Raw genomic sequence first — 16,061 nt, forward strand, 5'->3', positions numbered from 1 at the left:
CTCCTCTCCCATGAACCGAAGATCGCACGCCAATGCCATTTCCAGGCCTCCCCCAACCGTATGCCCTTCTAAACAAGCGATATACACTTGAGGAGCGCGCGCGATTTTATCTAATGTCTCGTTACAGAACAAGCAAAATTGCGTTTTAAACCGCGGATCCGCTGCCCGTAAAAAATGGATATCCGCCCCCGCTGAGAAAAATTTCGGCATATCGCTCATCAGCACAACCACTTTTATGTTTGGATCAAACCGAATGTCGTCGATCGCCGCATTCAGCTCCTGATAAAAGGCGAGATCATAAGAATTGGATTTGTTAATGTGCAAATGAATTTCCGCCACCCCTTCGTTTTTCACCACTGTTAAATTTTTCGTTTTTGTGACTGTTTCTTGTGCCATACCCATCCCTCCAAATAGATTAGTCATCCATCGCTCCATACTGAACACATGAATGCTGCAACATCCATTAAAAATTTGCCGCTTTCGCATCCTTCCACAAGCAATCTTTCCATTAACAAGCGGTTCAAAAGGCAAAGCGCACCCTCAGATTTTCATCGCTTTTCCTCTACTTCATCCAATGTCCTCCGCCATCGCACCCATTCGAAAACACTTTTGCATTGATGACAGTAATATTGCGAAACAAGCTGCGCAGTTCCAAACATAGACATTTTTGCCACATCCACCGAATGACAAAATGAGCAATACACCGCCTCTTGCCTATCCATTTTCAGGCACCTCTTTTTATTATGTTTTTGTAAATATCGTATATAAAACATAATAATTAATCGTCTGAATATTGTCAACAATAAAACAAAAAATATCCTGTATTTATTTAATACATCTATATTCTATCTGTATTTTTTATAGGTTGTTTTTTCAACAAAAAAGTAACGATCGTTTAAGTTATATAAAAAAGAACGTAGAACCATACACTGGCTCTGCGTTCTTTTTCAGCTAATCCCTTAACATCCCACACGATATTTCAATTTCTTATAGTTAAGATACAAACGAAGGATATTTTCTAGCTCAATAGCTAATCCGGACGGGTTTCAATTCCTCGTAGTTAAGATACAAACAGAGTGAATGTGGTTGAGGCTGGCGGCATTGAGGATTGTTTCAATTCCTCGTAGTTAAGATACAAACGATGAATTGCTCGAACAGCTGGATGTCGAATTAGAAGTTTCAATTCCTCGTAGTTAAGATACAAACCCGAAAGACGAAGGTTTTGATTTTGATTATTGGGCGTTTCAATTCCTCGTAGTTAAGATACAAACCCCAACAAATGTTGATAGATTAAGCTTTTTGGTTTTTGGAACGATTTGTTAGTTTTATTATAACGAGAGGCGCATGTTTGCGCAATGGTTGATCGGACAGTCGTTTCATTCAAAATGTATGTGTCGTCGATCTCCAGGGATTTTTACGCCATTGGAGGTCGACGACTTTATTTTTTATCTGTGCTTTGTTCAGACCCCGTAGCGATCCGAAGGGGATCGCATGACCAATAAGCTATATCAATCCGGCTTATCAATTCATCCCAGTAAAATTTTAAACGGACGCATCTGGAAAGGCAGACTGGGTTTATATAGAAACCCTCTTTTTTTACTCAACAGTTGTTTATGAGAAACAATTTTTTCTCCCTCATCAATAAAACCATTGGCTCCCGGTCGGTCTCGTACGGCTTTATCCTTCCATTATTTATCTTGCTGCTGCAAATGATATTTTTTCATAAATTGTTCAGCTCTTCCGCGACGGTCCGTAAATTTTTGTTTCCCAGTATAAAAGGGGTGCGTATCTGAACTAATTTCCACTTTAATAAGCGGATATGTATTCCCGTCTTCCCATACGATCGTTTCGTTAGAAGATTTGGTCGATCCGCTTAAAAATTTATATTCACTGTTGACATCCATAAAAACCACTTTTTGATAGTTAGGATGAATGCCTGGCTTCATTTGAGAATCACTTCCTTTAGATTATTTTCAGCAAAGCGCTACTTCGTTTCGCGATGCAGCGTATAGCGCTTTAAACGTGGTGAATATTTTCTTAGTTCTAAGCGCTCTGGATTATTTCGTTTATTTTTTGTCGTGATATAGTTACGGTCACCTGTCTCTGTGCACTGTAAAACAACTTTTACTCTCATGCCTAAGATCCCTCCAAACTGAAAATATTTGATACATCATTAAATCGTAATAATTACGATTTAACATATTCAACTTATCAAAAAAATAAGCAACTGTCAATCGTCAAGAAAGAAAGTCAGGTTCGCCCTCTCATAGCTTAGAGAAAAAATCCTAAAAGTTGGCGATCGCTTTGTCGTTCTCTCTTCTCCTTTTGTGGACAAATATAGATTTACTTTCGGGCCATCTATAAAAATTTTTTCTTATTTTCCCTATAATGTAAGCGTTTTTATCTTTTTTTCATAAAAACCGATATTGACAATCAGCTTTATCGGAATTATGATGAGTATAAAAATTCCATAAACAAACCGCTTATCAAGAGCGACCGAGGGAACAGGCCCAATGACGTCCGGCAACCTCCCGCAATCGGGAACGGTGCCACATCCTGCAGAATGGCTTTCATTCTGAAAGATAAGTCTGGTATTTACATACCGATGCCTCTTTCTGAATGAAAGAGGTTTTTTCTTTTATATGGAGGTCCATGCAAAAATTTTCGTCACCATATGAAAAGAGCCATCGCGAGACTTTTTGCAAATTCTATTTTCTTAAAAAAGCTCGACTCTCAGGGGGGAAAGTGATGATTGAAATCAAGGATGTAACTAAAATTTACACATCGAAAAACAGGCAAGTCATCGGCGTCGATCACGTCTCTTTGACCATCCAAGCTGGAGAAATTTTTGGCGTCATCGGCTATAGCGGCGCCGGCAAAAGCACGTTGCTGCGCTGCCTCAACCTTTTGGAGCGGCCGACATCTGGACAAATTATGATAGACGGCGTTGATTTAACATCTTTAAACAGCGAACAGCTACGGCAAGCGCGTCTAAAAATCGGAATGATTTTTCAACATTTTTATCTTGTCAGTTCAAAAACAGTTTTTGAAAATATCGCATTCGCTTTAAAAGCCGCTAACAAACCGAAGGAGGAAATAGAGAAACGAGTCAATGAGTTGCTAGACATAGTCGGTCTGTCTGACAAGCGAGATGCCTACCCTGCCCAGTTGAGCGGCGGACAAAAACAGCGAGTCGGCATCGCGCGGGCGCTTGCGAATGATCCCAATGTCCTTTTGTGCGATGAAGCAACATCGGCACTCGATCCAAGCACAACCAAATCCATTTTGACACTGTTGAAAAAAATTAATCGCGAATTAGGCATCACTATTGTATTGATTACCCATGAAATGGAGGTAGTGAAAGATATATGCGATCGCGTCGCGGTTATGCAAAATGGAAAAATTATAGAATTAGGAACGGTATATGAGCTTTTTACCAATCCAAAGGAGGAATTAACGAAATCTTTCATCAATAGCATCCTGCAATTTGAAATTCCTGAACATCTGTTGCAAAAACGGACAGGAACGATGGTGAAAATTTTATTCAAGGGAGAGAGCGCCGAAGAAGCGATCGTTTCCGATATGTTGCAAACCTTTAAAGTGAAAGGCAATATCTTACACGGGAAAATCGAATATATTCAAAACATCCCGCTCGGCGTCTTTATCATGGAGCTGACAGGAGAGCGTAAAGAAGTTGAACGAGCGCTCGATTATATTTCTGAAAGAACCAATGGATTGGAAGTGATTGCGCATGCTGCTTAATGCTCTTATCGATCTTATTCCTGAACTAAACAAAGCGTTTTTAGAAACGATTTATATGGTCGCCATCTCTCTTTGTATCGCGATCCTTATTGGACTTCCGTTGGGGATTCTGCTTTTCGTCACGGACCGGGGTCTTTTTTTAGAAAATAACATCGTCAAATCCGTTCTAGGCTTTGCAGTCAATCTGATTCGTTCGATTCCATTTGTCATCCTGCTCGTCGGGCTGCTGCCGCTGACAAGACTGATTACTGGAACCACCATCGGCCCTACTGCTGCCTCTGTCTCGCTGTCGGTTGCCGCCATTCCTTTTTTCGCAAGAATTGTAGAAACTTCATTGCGAGAAATTGAGAAGGGAGTGATTGAAGCAGCAATCGCCGTTGGGGCTACGCCGTGGATGATTATTAAAGATGTGCTGCTGTCGGAAGCTCGCCCGGGCATCGTCCATGGGATCACCATTACAACAATTAGCTTAGTCGGATATTCCGCCATGGCCGGCATTGTCGGCGGCGGGGGCATTGGCGACTTAGCGATTCGTTTTGGCTATTATCGCTATGACAATACGGTGATGATTACAACGATCGTTGTTTTAATTTGTCTTGTTCAAATCATTCAATTTAGCGGTGAACGCATCGCCCGTCTTGTCGATAAACGATAAAAAACAACGCAATCGATAAAATAATCAAGGGGGATTTCAACATGAAAAAACGACTGATTTTACTTATTTGCCTTCTTTCCTTTTCACTTTTAGCAGCATGCGGCAATAAAGAAGCAACTTCCGGAAGCACTCAGAAAATGGAGCTGACGATTGGCGCAACTTCCGGTCCATACAGCGACATGGTCAACCAAGCGATTAAACCGCTGTTAGAAAAGAAAGGATATAAAGTCAAAGTAGTGGAATTCAGCGACTACATTCAACCAAATTTAGCCTTAGCCAATGGCGATTTAGACGCTAATTTATTCCAGCATAAAATTTATATGGAAACATTCGCTAAAGAGCATCATCTTGATCTTTCTGAAGTCATTATTGTTCCAACTGCTCCAATGGGGATTTATTCAAAAAAATTTAAATCACTAAATGAAATCAAGGATGGCAGCGAAATTGCGATTCCGAATGATCCTACGAATCTGGCAAGAGCACTACTAATCTTACAAGATCAAAAACTGATCCAGCTTGACTCATTCGTCAATCCGCTCACTGTTTCGGAAAAAGATATCAAAGAAAATGGCAAGCATCTTAAATTTAAGCCGATTGAGGCAGGGCAATTGCCGCGGACTGTTGAAAGCGTCGATTTAGCAGCGGTGCCCGGCAACTTCGCTTTAGCGGCAAAAATGGACTTAAATGACGCTCTTGCCCTAGAAAATATGCCGGATGATTATCGCAATCGCATCGTTGTGAATACAAAAGATTTAAATCAACCGTTTGTCAAAGATATTCAAGCAGCGGTTCAATCAAAAGAATTTGAAAAAGTGATCGACCAAAATTTCAAAGGCTTTGGAAAGCCAAAATGGATGCTGGAACGAAAACAATAACTTCTACCCATACACGCCGTCTCCTCACGGCGTGTGTCTTTTTCACAGCATTGAAATAGACGTTTCGTCATCGAACCATTATAGTAAAAATAGATCGAATGAACAATAAAGAGGCGAGAACCATTGACACACATTCAAGGAGGCAGTACAGAATCTAGTAAAGCAAGCTAGGCGCTGTTTTTGGGCGGTTTTGTTACCTTCGCCAGCTTATATACGGCTCAGCCGCTCTTGCCGCTGTTCGCAAAAGCCTTTCACATTTCTGCCGCTTCAGCTAGCTTAGCCATGTCTGTATCGACCGGTGCATTAGCCATTATCATTCTCCTTGCCGCGAGTACTCGGATCGCGCTGGAAAAAAGAGAGTGATGACCATCTCGTTGCTGTTAACATCGTTATTAACGATGGCAAGCGCGCTACTCTCCCACTTTCCTTCTCTTGTGCTTGCGCGCGCGTTACTCGGTATGGCAGCTGCCGGCGTCCCCTCTTTAGCAATGGCTTATATTACGGAGGAATTTCAAGCAGAAGGAATTGGCAAAGCGATGGGGCTTTATTTAGCGGAACCAGCATTGGAGGCATGGCTGGACGAATAGCGATCAGGCTATTAACCGATTGGTTTTCATGGCGGACTGCACTGTTTTCCATAGGAGCCTTTTCGCTTTTATTAAGCGTTATTTTCGCCTTGATCCTGCCGGCGCCGCGCCATTCTGCCCCAAAGCCGTCTAGCGGCAAAACGGCTTTGGCGGCCTATGTTGTCCATTTGCGCCATAAACCGCTGATGTCGCTGATTATGCTCGGCTTTTTATTTATGGGAGAGTTTGTGACGCTGTACAACTATATTAGCTTTTTATTAAGTGAACCGCCATACTCATTAAGTCTATCCGTGCTTGGATTTTTGTTTATGGTGTACTTATTCGGAAGCTTCAGCTCTGTTTATATGGGAAAAAAAGCCGATTTATCTGGATATGCGCCCACATTAAGTCTATCGGTCACATGGACCATTCTCGGTGCCGCTATTCCCCTTATTCCTTCTGTTGCGATAAAGCTGATTGGGCTTTCACTATTTACGTTTGGCTGCCATTCGATCGCCAGCACATGGATTGGCAAATGCACAAGGCTCTATAAAGCGCAAGCAGCTTCTCTTTATCTGCTATTTTATTATATAGGGTCGAGCTTGGCGGGGACAGCAGGAGGTTATTTTTGGATGCATTTTCATTGGTTGGGTGTGATCGCGTTTATCATTGCTTTGCTGCTGTTAAGCTATCCGCTGATTGGATATGCCCAAAAGCATCTCCGATAAGTGTTCGTCCTGTCTGCTATCTTGTTCTTCCTAAAAGTGTTCCCGCTTTCTCCTTCAATAAAAAACGCCGGCGGATCTTCTGTTTCCGCTAGCGTTTCCCCATGCTTCAATCCCTAAAACAAACCTTCCGAATGTAAGCTTCCTCAATGTCGTCTAGTAGAGTCGGGCGGCCGAGGCTCGAAAAAGAGTTCACCTTGATCACACGAATCGATGACAACGGCAAGATCATACATATTTTTCCAACCTACACTCTTCCAAAGATCATTCATTTCGTCCTTAAAAGGATAAGAACGTGCAAGTTCCCTTCCTCTCATTGACTATGAATCGGCTCCAGACATGCACGAACATCATTTTTCGGTGAATTGACAATCGAAGCTACTTCATACATGCTCATCTTTGCCGCGGCATATGGCTTAAGCAACGATTTCACATAATCGGTATCCTCTAGCTTTGCATCCAGCCATGCTTCATGCTGCTCTGGCGGCAAAATGACCGGCATCCGCTCATGAATGGGGCTGACCAATTCGTTTGCTTCCGTTGTAATAATGGTACATGTATACAACGCCGTCCCTTGCTTGTCCCATTTTTCCCACAGCCCTGCAAAAGCAAAAGGCTCACCATTTCGCAACGTAAAACGATACGGAATTTTGTTCGTCCCTTCCTTTTTCCATTCGTAAAAGCCGTCCGCTAAAATTAAGCAACGGCGCCGTTTCAACGCTTGACGAAAACTCGCTTTTTCATCGACGGTCTCGCCTCTCGCATTGATCATCTTCCAGCCGATTTTCGGATCATTCGCCCAAGCGGGCACGAGCCCCCACCTCATCATTTTTCCGATCCTCATCCCATTCTCCTCAACAACCGTCAGCACCGCTTGGCTTGGCGCGATGTTAAAACGGGGCGATAGCGGTTCAGGAAAAACAAAATGAAACAACGCTTGCAACTGCTCCATATCAGCCGCCAACGAAAAACGTCCGCACATCCCAATTCCCTCCTTCATATATATTTATGTACAAGTATAACACTAAGAGGGAGCGATATGCGCGCTCCCTTTCATCTTTTGCTCCATTATGTCCATCCGTTTTCTCTACCTTGCGCTTTCCTCAGCTGCTTGCACTTGTATACGAACGCAATGCAAACCGCCAAAAGCGACGTGCCAGCCATAAAAACACAACAGCCAGCAATCCAGCAATAAGCGCAGTCGCCATATTCCATTTTCCCAGCAACGATAAAGCCGGCATATTCGTAATCACCGCCGCTGGCAGCACATAAGTCAAAATCACGCGCACCCAGCCGCGGTACATGCCGATCGGAAACCGCGCCGTTTCAAAGAAGGAATCAAAAATAAAAGATAAATCATCAATGCGGATCACCCAAAACGAAGTCGTCATCAGCATCATCCATAACGAATAAATCAATACAAGCGACGAAGCCATCGTGATCAGAAAAACGAGTATATCAACCAATGATGGCATATAATGCTTTTCCGCTAGTCCATAGACGATCAGACCGAGGCCAAGAGCAACATCAATCAACCGCCAAAACACTAAATGACGAAAGCTCACATAAAACATGCCGTCAACAGGCTTGGTTAAAATATAATCAAGCGTGCCGCGGCGAACGTGCTCAAGCAAGCGCGGCATATTGGGACGCAAAGCAAAATCGATCCAGCCTTTCAATGTATTAAAGACGCCGAGCAGCACAAGTACATCCGCATATGTCCATCCTCCAAGCCGATCGGTCTGATAAAAAAAGATATGGATGGTCAAAATCGCAATCCCAATGCCAAAAAAGCTGGAAACCAGATTCCCAAGAAACTCGCTACGATATTCCAGCTCTTCAACAAAGCACGCTCGGAAAAATTCGCGGAAAATTCTCCAGTATCTGCCCATGCTCAACCACCCACCGCTTGATTTTTCTTTAATCCCGCTTTCCAGATCCATTGAAGCATCATAATGAATATCACGGCCCAAACCGATGCGATCATAAATCCTTGGCGCACCTCATGACCATTAGCGGCCTGGCTGATCAGATCAATCGGAAAACCGATCATGTAACGAAAGGGCAGGAAAATGCTCCATTGCTGCAAAAGCGGTGGAAGCATCGATAATGGCGCTATTCTCCCTGATAAAAATAAAGAGATAACTTCCAGCACGCTGTAGATGGCCGCAACTTTTGTTATCCAAAAACCAAGCAGCCCGCAAGTATAACTAAGCAAGAAACGAAGCAGCGCCCCCATCAACACCGCCGCCAAAAATAACAACAGCTGACTCATTGATATCTCAACGCGCAGTGCCGGCACAAACAGCGCCGCCCCCGCCCACATCGGTATTAAAATAACAAGAAATAATAACTTATACACTACATTCTCCGCAATCGCCCAATGGATCGGATGCAACGGCCGGATGATATAGTTGGAAAATGTTCCTTCGCGAATTTCGCGATCGAGCTCCCAAACATCCCATGCACTTGTCATTCTTTCTACAAAAATCACAGCCATAAAGTAAAAAAAGAACGCATCGCTTTGCGATGGATCAATGTTAATCCAAACAGCCATCGTAATCAAGGGCTGAGTGATAGCCCCGGTCATCCACACAATCGTAGCTAGGCGGTAAGCCAGCATTTCCATGTACTTCATCCGTAAAAGAGCAGCATATTTACGAACCATGGGACAACTCCTCCTGAAAGGCACGCGTAATCACTTCTTCCATCGGCGGATCTTGAATGTTAATATCATAAACGTGGAAATGCTGCAAGAAATGCGCCGACACTTCAGCTACCCTCTCACGATTAACCCGCAATACCACCTGGCTGTCCTCGACTTCTGCCACTTCCCCATAATCTTCCCAGCGCGCATTCGGCACTTCAGAAAAGCGCACCTCAAGCCGTTTGTATGGCGCCAGCTTTTCCGTTAACACCGACAATTCTCCGTCATAAATCAGCTGGCCGTAGTTAATCATCATAATGCGGTCACACAGTGCAGTCACATCTCCCATATAATGCGATGTTAATAAAATGGTCGTTTGGTGCTCACGATTATATTCCGCAATAAAACGCCGGACTTTTTCCTGTGTATGGACATCAAGGCCAATCGTTGGCTCATCCAAAAATAAAACGGTCGGCCGATGCAATAAAGCCGCAGCCAGTTCACAGCGCATCCGCTGCCCAAGCGACAGGCTTCTCGTCGGTTTTGTTAGTAGCGGCTGCAGCTCCAACAGCTCCACTAATTCATCAAGCGTCCGACGAAAGGTGCGGTCATCGATTTCATAAATCGCCTTATTGACTAAAAAGGTTTCCATGGGCGGAATATCCCAAATCAGCTGACTTTTTTGTCCCATCACCAAACTCATCATTTTTTTAAACTCCGGCCTCTGCTCGAACGGAACAAATCCTCCAACATTCATCTTTCCCGATGTCGGGTGAAGCAGCCCAGCAAGCATTTTCATCGTCGTTGTCTTCCCTGCTCCATTCGGGCCTAAAAATCCAACAATTTCTCCTTTTGGAATGGTAAATGAAATATCTTTCACCGCTTCGACTACCTGATACTGCCGCTTCCATAAATGGCGGACCGCATCGAGCCACCCCGCCTGTCGAACATGAACGCGAAATGATTTATGCAAATGCTGAACTTCAATCATCATGTCCACCCTCCAATGCCACTTTTGAAGCCACCTATCGCCCAACAAAAAACAGGCTTCCTCATCATCGAAGCCCGACGTTGTCCTTTCCATAAAACAAATGGCATTCTAGTTGATATTTTACAAAAATTATACGTTTATGCAAGCATTTCATCCACATCCCCAGCAAACCATGGATGCGAGAAGGAGGAATTCGATATCGCTTCCATAAATGTCGTTCCCTTCCCCGCCACCTTCTTAAAATAAAAAAGCACTCCAAGGTGAAGAGACCCCTGTCAAGTAAACAGGAATAAAAAAGCACATTTAAGCAGCCTGAGTCCGATATTCATAAGGACTCAGGTTGTGTAATTTCTTTTGGAAACGATGGTGGTTATAAAAACGAATAGATTGGTGTACGGCCTCCTTCACCTCTTCGGCCGTGCGGAAAGAGTATAGATTAAAACACTCTGCCTTGAAATGGAGGAAGAAGTGTTCCATGCAGGCATTGTCCAAACCGTTTCCTTTTCTGGACATACTGGCTTTTATATTGTATTTTTTAGCACGTTGTTGTATCAACGGATGTATATTGGAATCCTTGATCACTATGTAGGAGGAGTCCATTGACATTTCGTTTTTTATAGCCTTTTTTAGCGTGTCGATGACCAATTTGATGTCATTTCTTCGGCTGATGTGATCAGCCACAATTTCATTGTTGGATAGATCTTTAATGGCGGACAAATAGAGCTTTTGCCCATTAAAAATTAAATAGGTCATATCCGTCACCCACTTCTTGTTTGGCTTTGATACGTGGAAATCTCGGTTTAGATGGTTGTCTGAAATCACATAAGGCTCTTTCTTTCCGTAACAAGGCTGTTTCTTCCGAATCACTGTCCGGATTCCCATCTCCCTCATCAGCCTTCGTACTCGTTTATGGTTGGATATCCCGTTTGTGTTTCCGTTTCAGCCAAACTTGGACTCTCCGATACCCATAGATTCCTTTCACTTCTTCATGGCACTCTTGGATTTTTTCCTTTAGCTGCTCGTCTTCCAAGTGCTTCTGAGAAGGGCGTTCCTGTCGTTTGACCTATTTGTAGTATCCGTTTCGAGACACGCCTACGCTCTCACAAATCATTGAATCGAGCCATAACACACAGCCGTTTCTTGAATGATCGCGAACTTCTTGTGAGCTGTTCCTACTTCCATTCCCCCTTTCACCTACTCAGTACGACAAAGGAGTCATCTTCCTACAACGTTCATTTCCCAAATTACACCAAAAGTCTTTACATTAAAAAAACAGTGTGATACTTTGTACGCAAATCACTCTCATCCTCCCTTTGGTATCGATGTCCCCACCAAAGGGCTTTTTTATGTCCAAAGAAAAACGCCACCCAATCGGGTGACACAATACAGAAAGCTTACTCAACCTTATTCATTTATTGGTGGCATTTACACGACAAAAAACAAAAAATTAATTAAAAACTATTTATACGTATTATAATACGTGTTATAATAAAATCAAGGAGGGAGGGGAATGAAGAGTTACTCTTCGAAACAGTTAATCAAAATGATACAGCAAGACGGATGGTACATAGTAAGAAGCAATGGCAGTCACCATCAGTTTAAACATCCTAGTAAACCTGGCTTAGTCACCATCCCTCATCCTAAGAAAGACTTACCAACCAAAACCGTAAAAAGCATACTCAAACAGGCGGGGCTACTCTAAGCCTCTCCTAAAGGAGGTTGATATATATGAATAAAAAAGATCGTTACATTTATCCAGCGGTTTTCCATTATGACGATGACGGAATATCTGTTGAGTTTCCGGATCTTCCTGGCTGCTTTACATGCGGAGACACAGAAGAAGAAGCATTTCAAATGGCTAAAGAGGCAATGGCATTACACTTATACGGCTTGGAGCAAGAAAATGAAGAGATTCCTCAGCCTTCAAAAGTATCGGAAATTCAAACAGAAAACAATCAAGTAATCGTGTTCATCGAGGTATGGATGCCACCTTTTCGCCATGAGATGGAGAACAAAGCCGTCAAAAAGACATTAACCATTCCTAAATGGCTCGATGACCTTGCGAAACAATACGATGTGAACTATTCGCAAATTCTTCAAGAAGCGTTAAAAAAGCATCTTGGTGCAAGTGATCGATAAATTAAATAAAATATAATAATAATGCTGAAAAAGCCTCTTCACCTGCAAAGGCAGAAGAGGCTTTCTCTTATGCGTTTTTTTATTTTTTTTCGGCTCTCTCAATCATTGTCTGAACACTGCTTGAGGATATGCAGAGATAACTCGCAATCTTACTATATGTGAGGCAATATCCACGTGACATCAGGTATACCTCACGTTCTCGGTCTGTCAGCACAGACAAAGCATCTTCAATTCGTTCCCGATCCCAACTCGTAATGACATCTTCTTTTTCGTGATCGTTCCATTCGTAAGTAGGTTCACTGGAACGGAAATATTTTTGCGTCAGTAATGGGACAAAAATCTTCTCACATTGATACGCTGCCCTACGTTCAATCCCTCGCCGATTTCCGGGTCTTCTTTCTGTTTCCATCCACTCAATGGCAAATTCCAGATCAAAGATCATTCCAGCAATCACTTTTTTATCCTCAACAGTGGCGCTTCTATATATTTTCTTTGCCACCTTTAATATTGCTGGATCAGGTTATTCATGCAAATGATCTCCCTACAAATAAAAAAGACACCAAACGAGCATTAGGCTCATTTAGTGTCCTCCAGTTGGCTGGTAGAACGATTTTTTATAAAATCGCTCTAATTAACGGCAAGAAAATTAAATTTACTAAATAAATAAAACCATGCTTTTGTTTTATCGAATTTCCTATTATTTGTAAAATTCTGATCCCTCATAGTTAAGATACAAACCGATGGACCAGAAATCGCCTTTTACAAAGTCCGCGTCGTTTCAATCCCTCATAGTTAAGATACAAACAAGTTATTTACAAGGACACGGATATATCTCCTATCAGTTTCAATCCCTCATAGTTAAGATACAAACTAAGAATTATGTTAAGTCGCTGGGTGGGTGACAGGAAGGTTTCAATCCCTCATAGTTAAGATACAAACCCGAGGGAAAAAGCCGTTCAAACCCTGACCGAAGATGTTTCAATCCCTCATAGTTAAGATACAAACGCCAGAGTTGCAGAACATGAGTGATGACGAGGTTGTGTTTCAATCCCTCATAGTTAAGATACAAACAGCCGCCAGCCATGAGCACCGTCGCGTCTTGTCCTCGTTTCAATCCCTCATAGTTAAGATACAAACCCAAAAAAATGTTGATGTTGCCGTGTTTCTTTCGTTGGGTGGAATGGTTGGTTTTATTATAGCGAAAATCAGAAATGGGGGCAATTGCTGATTGTGCCAAGATTTTTTATAAAAATAAACTGTCGTCGATCCCTAGGGATTTTAGCAGCATTGGAGGTCGACGACAGCTTTCATCAGAAGCTTGTCATCCTTCTATGCATGAAGCCAAACTGGCAAATTAACCCTGATCTTGATCAGTTGCGGAAAACACATAAAATAAACATCGCTAGTGATATCAATACATCTTGAGTTTGTAATGAATCGAAAGTATATAAACTTATTCTTTTGTTTGTCTCCCCACACGCTATGCATGTAGCCTCTCCGCATGGTGGCGCCATACTTTTTCATATTCAGAAATTAAGTTTTCGAAAATAACCTCCCAATTTTGGGTGAGTGCATAGGCGCGCCCCGCAAGCTCCATTTGTTTTCGTTGTGTGTCGTTTGACAGAAAGCGGACAATGGCAGCCGCAAATTCATCGATCGCTCCCGGCTCACATAAATAGCCGAATGCTCCGTGCTGCATAATGCTTTTCACACCGCCGCTGTCGGCGCCAATCACAGCCGTGCCGCTCGCTAACGATTCTAACACGACATTTCCAAAGGTCTCCGTCGCCGATGGAAACACAAATAGGTCGGCGGCCGCGTATACTTTCGCTAAGTCGCTTCCTTGCAAATAGCCAACAAAGGTCATACGTTCTGGTGCACGCTGCTGCATCTCCTCCTTTAACGGACCATCGCCGACCACCAGCCAGTGAACGTGATCCCGCAATGATTCCGGCAGACGTTTAGCGATTTCAGGCAAAAGCTGGACATCTTTTTCTACCGCTATTCTGCCAACATAAACAAGAAGATATTTTTCATCAATGTTATATTTTTCTCTCACTTCACGCTGATGATAATAAGGATGAAACAGTGAACAATCAACCCCGCGTGGCCAAAGATGCAAATTCGTAAAGCCACGCCGCTTTAATTGCTCCATTGTATCCTGTGATGGAACAAAGATTTTTTGCATTGAACGATGAAACCAATGCATGTAACGCCATAAAAAATTCGAGAGAAATTGTAAATCGTAATAACGCAAATAGTGATCAAAATTTGTATGGTACGATCCGACTAGGGGAACTTGCATTTTTCTTGCATAATGCAAACCGCAAATCCCGATGTTAAAAGGGGTAGCAACGTGGATAAGATGAGGCTGAAAAGCTTGTAGCTCCGCTTTCATTTGCATCACATTCGGAACGGCCACACGGCATTCCGGATATAAAAAGAAACGAAAGCTGCTCAAGCGGTGAATGCGGGAATGAAAGAACGGGTAATCTGGGATTTCCGGCGCAAACACTTTGTATTCGATGTTTTTCTTTTCAAAAAAATCGGTTAGGCGCTTTAATGTCCGCGCCACACCATTGATTTTAGGCACAAACGTATCCGTAAAAAGCGCAACTCTCATGCGAGCCCCTCCTCTTCAGCATTTAAAGAAGCAAGTAAAAAGCAAACGCACCGGCAGCTGTTCCAAGCAAACAGCCAGCCAAAACATCAGAAGGATAATGAAGCCCTAAATAAATTCGAGAAATGGCCACACTGAAAGCAATCGGTAAAAGACCAAACGACAAAACAGGCAATGCGAAAACAAATGGAATGACGATCGCAAATACAGCTGTTGTATGCCCAGAAGGGAATGAATGATCTTTTAACGGACCATATACCTTTGCTTCCGATAACACAACGTATGGCCGCGGCCGCGGATAGAGGCGCTTCATCACAGCAACAGGGATGTGACTGGCGGCTAAAGCACACGCGCTGGCAACCGCCGTCATGCGCCACTCCTGCTCAAAGAAAATCATCGCCAGCAGCACAGCGACAATCGAAAAAGTGGCGCCGCCAACATGTGTAACCAATCGAAAATAAATATTGAGCCATTGGTAGTCAAAATAACGATTAATGGTTCGGAACATCCGACATTCCAACGTGTAAGCCTGCTGTAAAAGCTTTGTCATCGCGCGTCAAACTCCTTTTTAAAGAAAGTGCTACATCTTCAGATTAAAACAGAAATGTTGAGGAAATGAGAATAAATTGTAAATTTTTTTCTGAGCCGATGGTTCCCTCGCTTCACCTAACCATGATCATTTGAACCCCCTTTTTCAATCGTTCGATGAAAAAAGCGGCTAAAAGAAAATAGCCGCCTTTTCCGTTTGTTTATTGATTATCCTCTGACTGCTCTGTATTTTCGTCCGTTTCTTCTATCTGATTCGTTCCATTATCTGGTTGATCCTCTTCATTGTTGCATGCTCCCAATAGCATAATGGTTAATAATGATGCCCCCACTTTGAGTAATAACGCTTGCTTTGCTTTCATCGCCATTCCCCCCATGGTTTTATAGACCCTATACATCTGGGCCTCTTCGGTACCATTATAAGGTTTTTTATTCCAATAATGTTTAAATTTACAGTAAATATAAACAAAAATAACAAGCCTTACACTCTTTTTACAAACATTCAACACGGCAAAAAAAACGCGGAAAACGGATC

18 protein-coding genes, 2 pseudogenes, 2 CRISPR repeat arrays and 1 riboswitch are annotated in these 16,061 nt (G+C 42.8%); of the genes and pseudogenes, 6 read left to right on the forward strand and 14 right to left on the reverse strand.

Going from position 1 to position 16,061, the window contains the following annotated elements; all coding sequences use genetic code 11:
• From GGQ95_RS03535 to rpmG, 4 genes are all read right to left on the reverse strand, one after another.
• Window positions 1-396: enoyl-CoA hydratase/isomerase family protein (locus GGQ95_RS03535; RefSeq protein WP_183186354.1), on the reverse strand; the 396-nt coding region annotated here is incomplete at its 3' end.
• 152 nt (window positions 397-548) lie between these two features.
• Window positions 549-773 (reverse strand): PaaD-like zinc ribbon domain-containing protein, encoded by a 225-nt coding sequence (locus GGQ95_RS18950; RefSeq protein ID WP_458294270.1) that lies wholly within the window; start codon window positions 771-773, stop codon window positions 549-551.
• A 203-nt stretch (window positions 774-976) separates the two neighbouring features.
• Window positions 977-1,271: a CRISPR direct-repeat array (repeat unit 30 nt; unit sequence GTTTCAATTCCTCGTAGTTAAGATACAAAC).
• Between the two features lie 417 nt (window positions 1,272-1,688).
• Window positions 1,689-1,946: a type B 50S ribosomal protein L31 gene (locus tag GGQ95_RS03540; protein ID WP_044741903.1), complete on the reverse strand. Its 258-nt coding sequence runs from the start codon at window positions 1,944-1,946 to the stop codon at window positions 1,689-1,691.
• 38 nt (window positions 1,947-1,984) lie between these two features.
• The gene (gene rpmG / locus GGQ95_RS03545; protein WP_080862584.1) at window positions 1,985-2,134 is read right to left on the reverse strand and encodes a 50S ribosomal protein L33; all 150 of its coding nucleotides are present in this window, start codon (window positions 2,132-2,134) and stop codon (window positions 1,985-1,987) included.
• A gap of 346 nt (window positions 2,135-2,480) precedes the next feature.
• Window positions 2,481-2,589, forward strand: a riboswitch (SAM riboswitch).
• A 159-nt stretch (window positions 2,590-2,748) separates the two neighbouring features.
• Between rpmG and GGQ95_RS03550 the strand changes: the two genes are divergently transcribed.
• From GGQ95_RS03550 to GGQ95_RS03565, 4 genes and pseudogenes are all read left to right on the forward strand, one after another.
• Window positions 2,749-3,762 (forward strand): methionine ABC transporter ATP-binding protein, encoded by a 1,014-nt coding sequence (locus GGQ95_RS03550; protein ID WP_183186355.1) that lies wholly within the window; start codon window positions 2,749-2,751, stop codon window positions 3,760-3,762.
• Complete coding sequence (locus GGQ95_RS03555; RefSeq protein ID WP_183186356.1) at window positions 3,752-4,417, forward strand: methionine ABC transporter permease; 666 nt, start codon at window positions 3,752-3,754, stop codon at window positions 4,415-4,417. The genes GGQ95_RS03550 and GGQ95_RS03555 overlap by 11 nt, the downstream gene beginning before the upstream one ends.
• A 41-nt stretch (window positions 4,418-4,458) precedes the next feature.
• Window positions 4,459-5,292: a MetQ/NlpA family ABC transporter substrate-binding protein gene (locus GGQ95_RS03560; RefSeq protein ID WP_183186357.1), complete on the forward strand. Its 834-nt coding sequence runs from the start codon at window positions 4,459-4,461 to the stop codon at window positions 5,290-5,292.
• Window positions 5,293-5,466: 174 nt separating this feature from the next.
• Window positions 5,467-6,586: pseudogene (locus GGQ95_RS03565) on the forward strand (MFS transporter).
• Window positions 6,587-6,896: 310 nt separating this feature from the next.
• Here GGQ95_RS03565 and GGQ95_RS03570 read toward each other — a convergent pair.
• From GGQ95_RS03570 to GGQ95_RS18775, 6 genes are all read right to left on the reverse strand, one after another.
• The gene (locus GGQ95_RS03570) at window positions 6,897-7,565 is read right to left on the reverse strand and encodes an SOS response-associated peptidase (protein WP_066150414.1); all 669 of its coding nucleotides are present in this window, start codon (window positions 7,563-7,565) and stop codon (window positions 6,897-6,899) included.
• A 121-nt stretch (window positions 7,566-7,686) separates the two neighbouring features.
• Window positions 7,687-8,475, reverse strand: a complete 789-nt coding sequence (locus tag GGQ95_RS03575) for an ABC transporter permease (RefSeq protein WP_183186359.1) — start codon at window positions 8,473-8,475, stop codon at window positions 7,687-7,689.
• 2 nt (window positions 8,476-8,477) lie between these two features.
• Complete coding sequence (locus GGQ95_RS03580; protein WP_183186360.1) at window positions 8,478-9,251, reverse strand: ABC transporter permease; 774 nt, start codon at window positions 9,249-9,251, stop codon at window positions 8,478-8,480.
• Window positions 9,241-10,221, reverse strand: coding sequence for an ABC transporter ATP-binding protein (locus tag GGQ95_RS03585; protein WP_183186474.1), 981 nt, complete (start codon window positions 10,219-10,221; stop codon window positions 9,241-9,243). The genes GGQ95_RS03580 and GGQ95_RS03585 overlap by 11 nt, the downstream gene beginning before the upstream one ends.
• 303 nt (window positions 10,222-10,524) lie before the next feature.
• Entirely contained in the window at window positions 10,525-11,142 is a 618-nt protein-coding gene (locus GGQ95_RS03590) for an IS3 family transposase (protein ID WP_312856941.1), read from the reverse strand.
• Window positions 11,129-11,251 carry an IS3 family transposase gene (locus GGQ95_RS18775; protein ID WP_159719990.1) on the reverse strand — a complete coding sequence of 41 codons (123 nt, stop codon included), beginning with the start codon at window positions 11,249-11,251 and terminating at the stop codon, window positions 11,129-11,131. The genes GGQ95_RS03590 and GGQ95_RS18775 overlap by 14 nt, the downstream gene beginning before the upstream one ends.
• A gap of 480 nt (window positions 11,252-11,731) precedes the next feature.
• Here GGQ95_RS18775 and GGQ95_RS03600 point away from each other — a divergent pair, with 480 nt between their 5' ends.
• Complete coding sequence (locus GGQ95_RS03600; protein ID WP_183186362.1) at window positions 11,732-11,923, forward strand: type II toxin-antitoxin system HicA family toxin; 192 nt, start codon at window positions 11,732-11,734, stop codon at window positions 11,921-11,923.
• Window positions 11,924-11,949: 26 nt separating this feature from the next.
• The gene (locus GGQ95_RS03605) at window positions 11,950-12,360 is read left to right on the forward strand and encodes a type II toxin-antitoxin system HicB family antitoxin (RefSeq protein ID WP_183186363.1); all 411 of its coding nucleotides are present in this window, start codon (window positions 11,950-11,952) and stop codon (window positions 12,358-12,360) included.
• Between the two features lie 38 nt (window positions 12,361-12,398).
• Here the strand turns inward: GGQ95_RS03605 and GGQ95_RS03610 are convergent.
• The 4 genes and pseudogenes from GGQ95_RS03610 to GGQ95_RS03625 form a co-directional block, all read right to left on the reverse strand.
• Window positions 12,399-12,859 (reverse strand): annotated as a pseudogene (locus GGQ95_RS03610) (sigma-70 family RNA polymerase sigma factor).
• A 209-nt stretch (window positions 12,860-13,068) separates the two neighbouring features.
• A CRISPR array of direct repeats spans window positions 13,069-13,497; the repeat unit is 30 nt; unit sequence GTTTCAATCCCTCATAGTTAAGATACAAAC.
• Between the two features lie 343 nt (window positions 13,498-13,840).
• Entirely contained in the window at window positions 13,841-14,983 is a 1,143-nt protein-coding gene (locus tag GGQ95_RS03615; protein ID WP_183186364.1) for a glycosyltransferase family 4 protein, read from the reverse strand.
• A gap of 22 nt (window positions 14,984-15,005) precedes the next feature.
• Window positions 15,006-15,530, reverse strand: coding sequence for a phosphatase PAP2 family protein (locus tag GGQ95_RS03620; RefSeq protein ID WP_066150396.1), 525 nt, complete (start codon window positions 15,528-15,530; stop codon window positions 15,006-15,008).
• A gap of 199 nt (window positions 15,531-15,729) precedes the next feature.
• The gene (locus GGQ95_RS03625; RefSeq protein ID WP_044741892.1) at window positions 15,730-15,924 is read right to left on the reverse strand and encodes a hypothetical protein; all 195 of its coding nucleotides are present in this window, start codon (window positions 15,922-15,924) and stop codon (window positions 15,730-15,732) included.
• Window positions 15,925-16,061: the final 137 nt, after the last annotated feature.

The organism is Anoxybacteroides rupiense, assembly GCF_014196195.1.
Lineage (GTDB): Bacteria > Bacillota > Bacilli > Bacillales > Anoxybacillaceae > Anoxybacteroides > Anoxybacteroides rupiense.

Bases quoted from the DNA above. Each gene is read 5' to 3' on its own strand.
- GGQ95_RS18950 (WP_458294270.1), bottom strand. From the start codon at position 773: ATGTTTTATATACGATATTTACAAAAACATAATAAAAAGAGGTGCCTG.
- GGQ95_RS03540 (WP_044741903.1), bottom strand. From the start codon at position 1,946: ATGAAGCCAGGCATTCATCCTAACTATCAAAAAGTGGTTTTTATGGAT.
- rpmG (WP_080862584.1), bottom strand. From the start codon at position 2,134: ATGAGAGTAAAAGTTGTTTTACAGTGCACAGAGACAGGTGACCGTAAC.
- GGQ95_RS03550 (WP_183186355.1), top strand. From the start codon at position 2,749: ATGATTGAAATCAAGGATGTAACTAAAATTTACACATCGAAAAACAGG.
- GGQ95_RS03555 (WP_183186356.1), top strand. From the start codon at position 3,752: ATGCTGCTTAATGCTCTTATCGATCTTATTCCTGAACTAAACAAAGCG.
- GGQ95_RS03560 (WP_183186357.1), top strand. From the start codon at position 4,459: ATGAAAAAACGACTGATTTTACTTATTTGCCTTCTTTCCTTTTCACTT.
- GGQ95_RS03570 (WP_066150414.1), bottom strand. From the start codon at position 7,565: ATGTGCGGACGTTTTTCGTTGGCGGCTGATATGGAGCAGTTGCAAGCG.
- GGQ95_RS03575 (WP_183186359.1), bottom strand. From the start codon at position 8,475: ATGGGCAGATACTGGAGAATTTTCCGCGAATTTTTCCGAGCGTGCTTT.
- GGQ95_RS03580 (WP_183186360.1), bottom strand. From the start codon at position 9,251: ATGGTTCGTAAATATGCTGCTCTTTTACGGATGAAGTACATGGAAATG.
- GGQ95_RS03585 (WP_183186474.1), bottom strand. From the start codon at position 10,221: ATGATTGAAGTTCAGCATTTGCATAAATCATTTCGCGTTCATGTTCGA.
- GGQ95_RS03600 (WP_183186362.1), top strand. From the start codon at position 11,732: ATGAAGAGTTACTCTTCGAAACAGTTAATCAAAATGATACAGCAAGAC.
- GGQ95_RS03605 (WP_183186363.1), top strand. From the start codon at position 11,950: ATGAATAAAAAAGATCGTTACATTTATCCAGCGGTTTTCCATTATGAC.
- GGQ95_RS03615 (WP_183186364.1), bottom strand. From the start codon at position 14,983: ATGAGAGTTGCGCTTTTTACGGATACGTTTGTGCCTAAAATCAATGGT.
- GGQ95_RS03620 (WP_066150396.1), bottom strand. From the start codon at position 15,530: ATGACAAAGCTTTTACAGCAGGCTTACACGTTGGAATGTCGGATGTTC.
- GGQ95_RS03625 (WP_044741892.1), bottom strand. From the start codon at position 15,924: ATGTATAGGGTCTATAAAACCATGGGGGGAATGGCGATGAAAGCAAAG.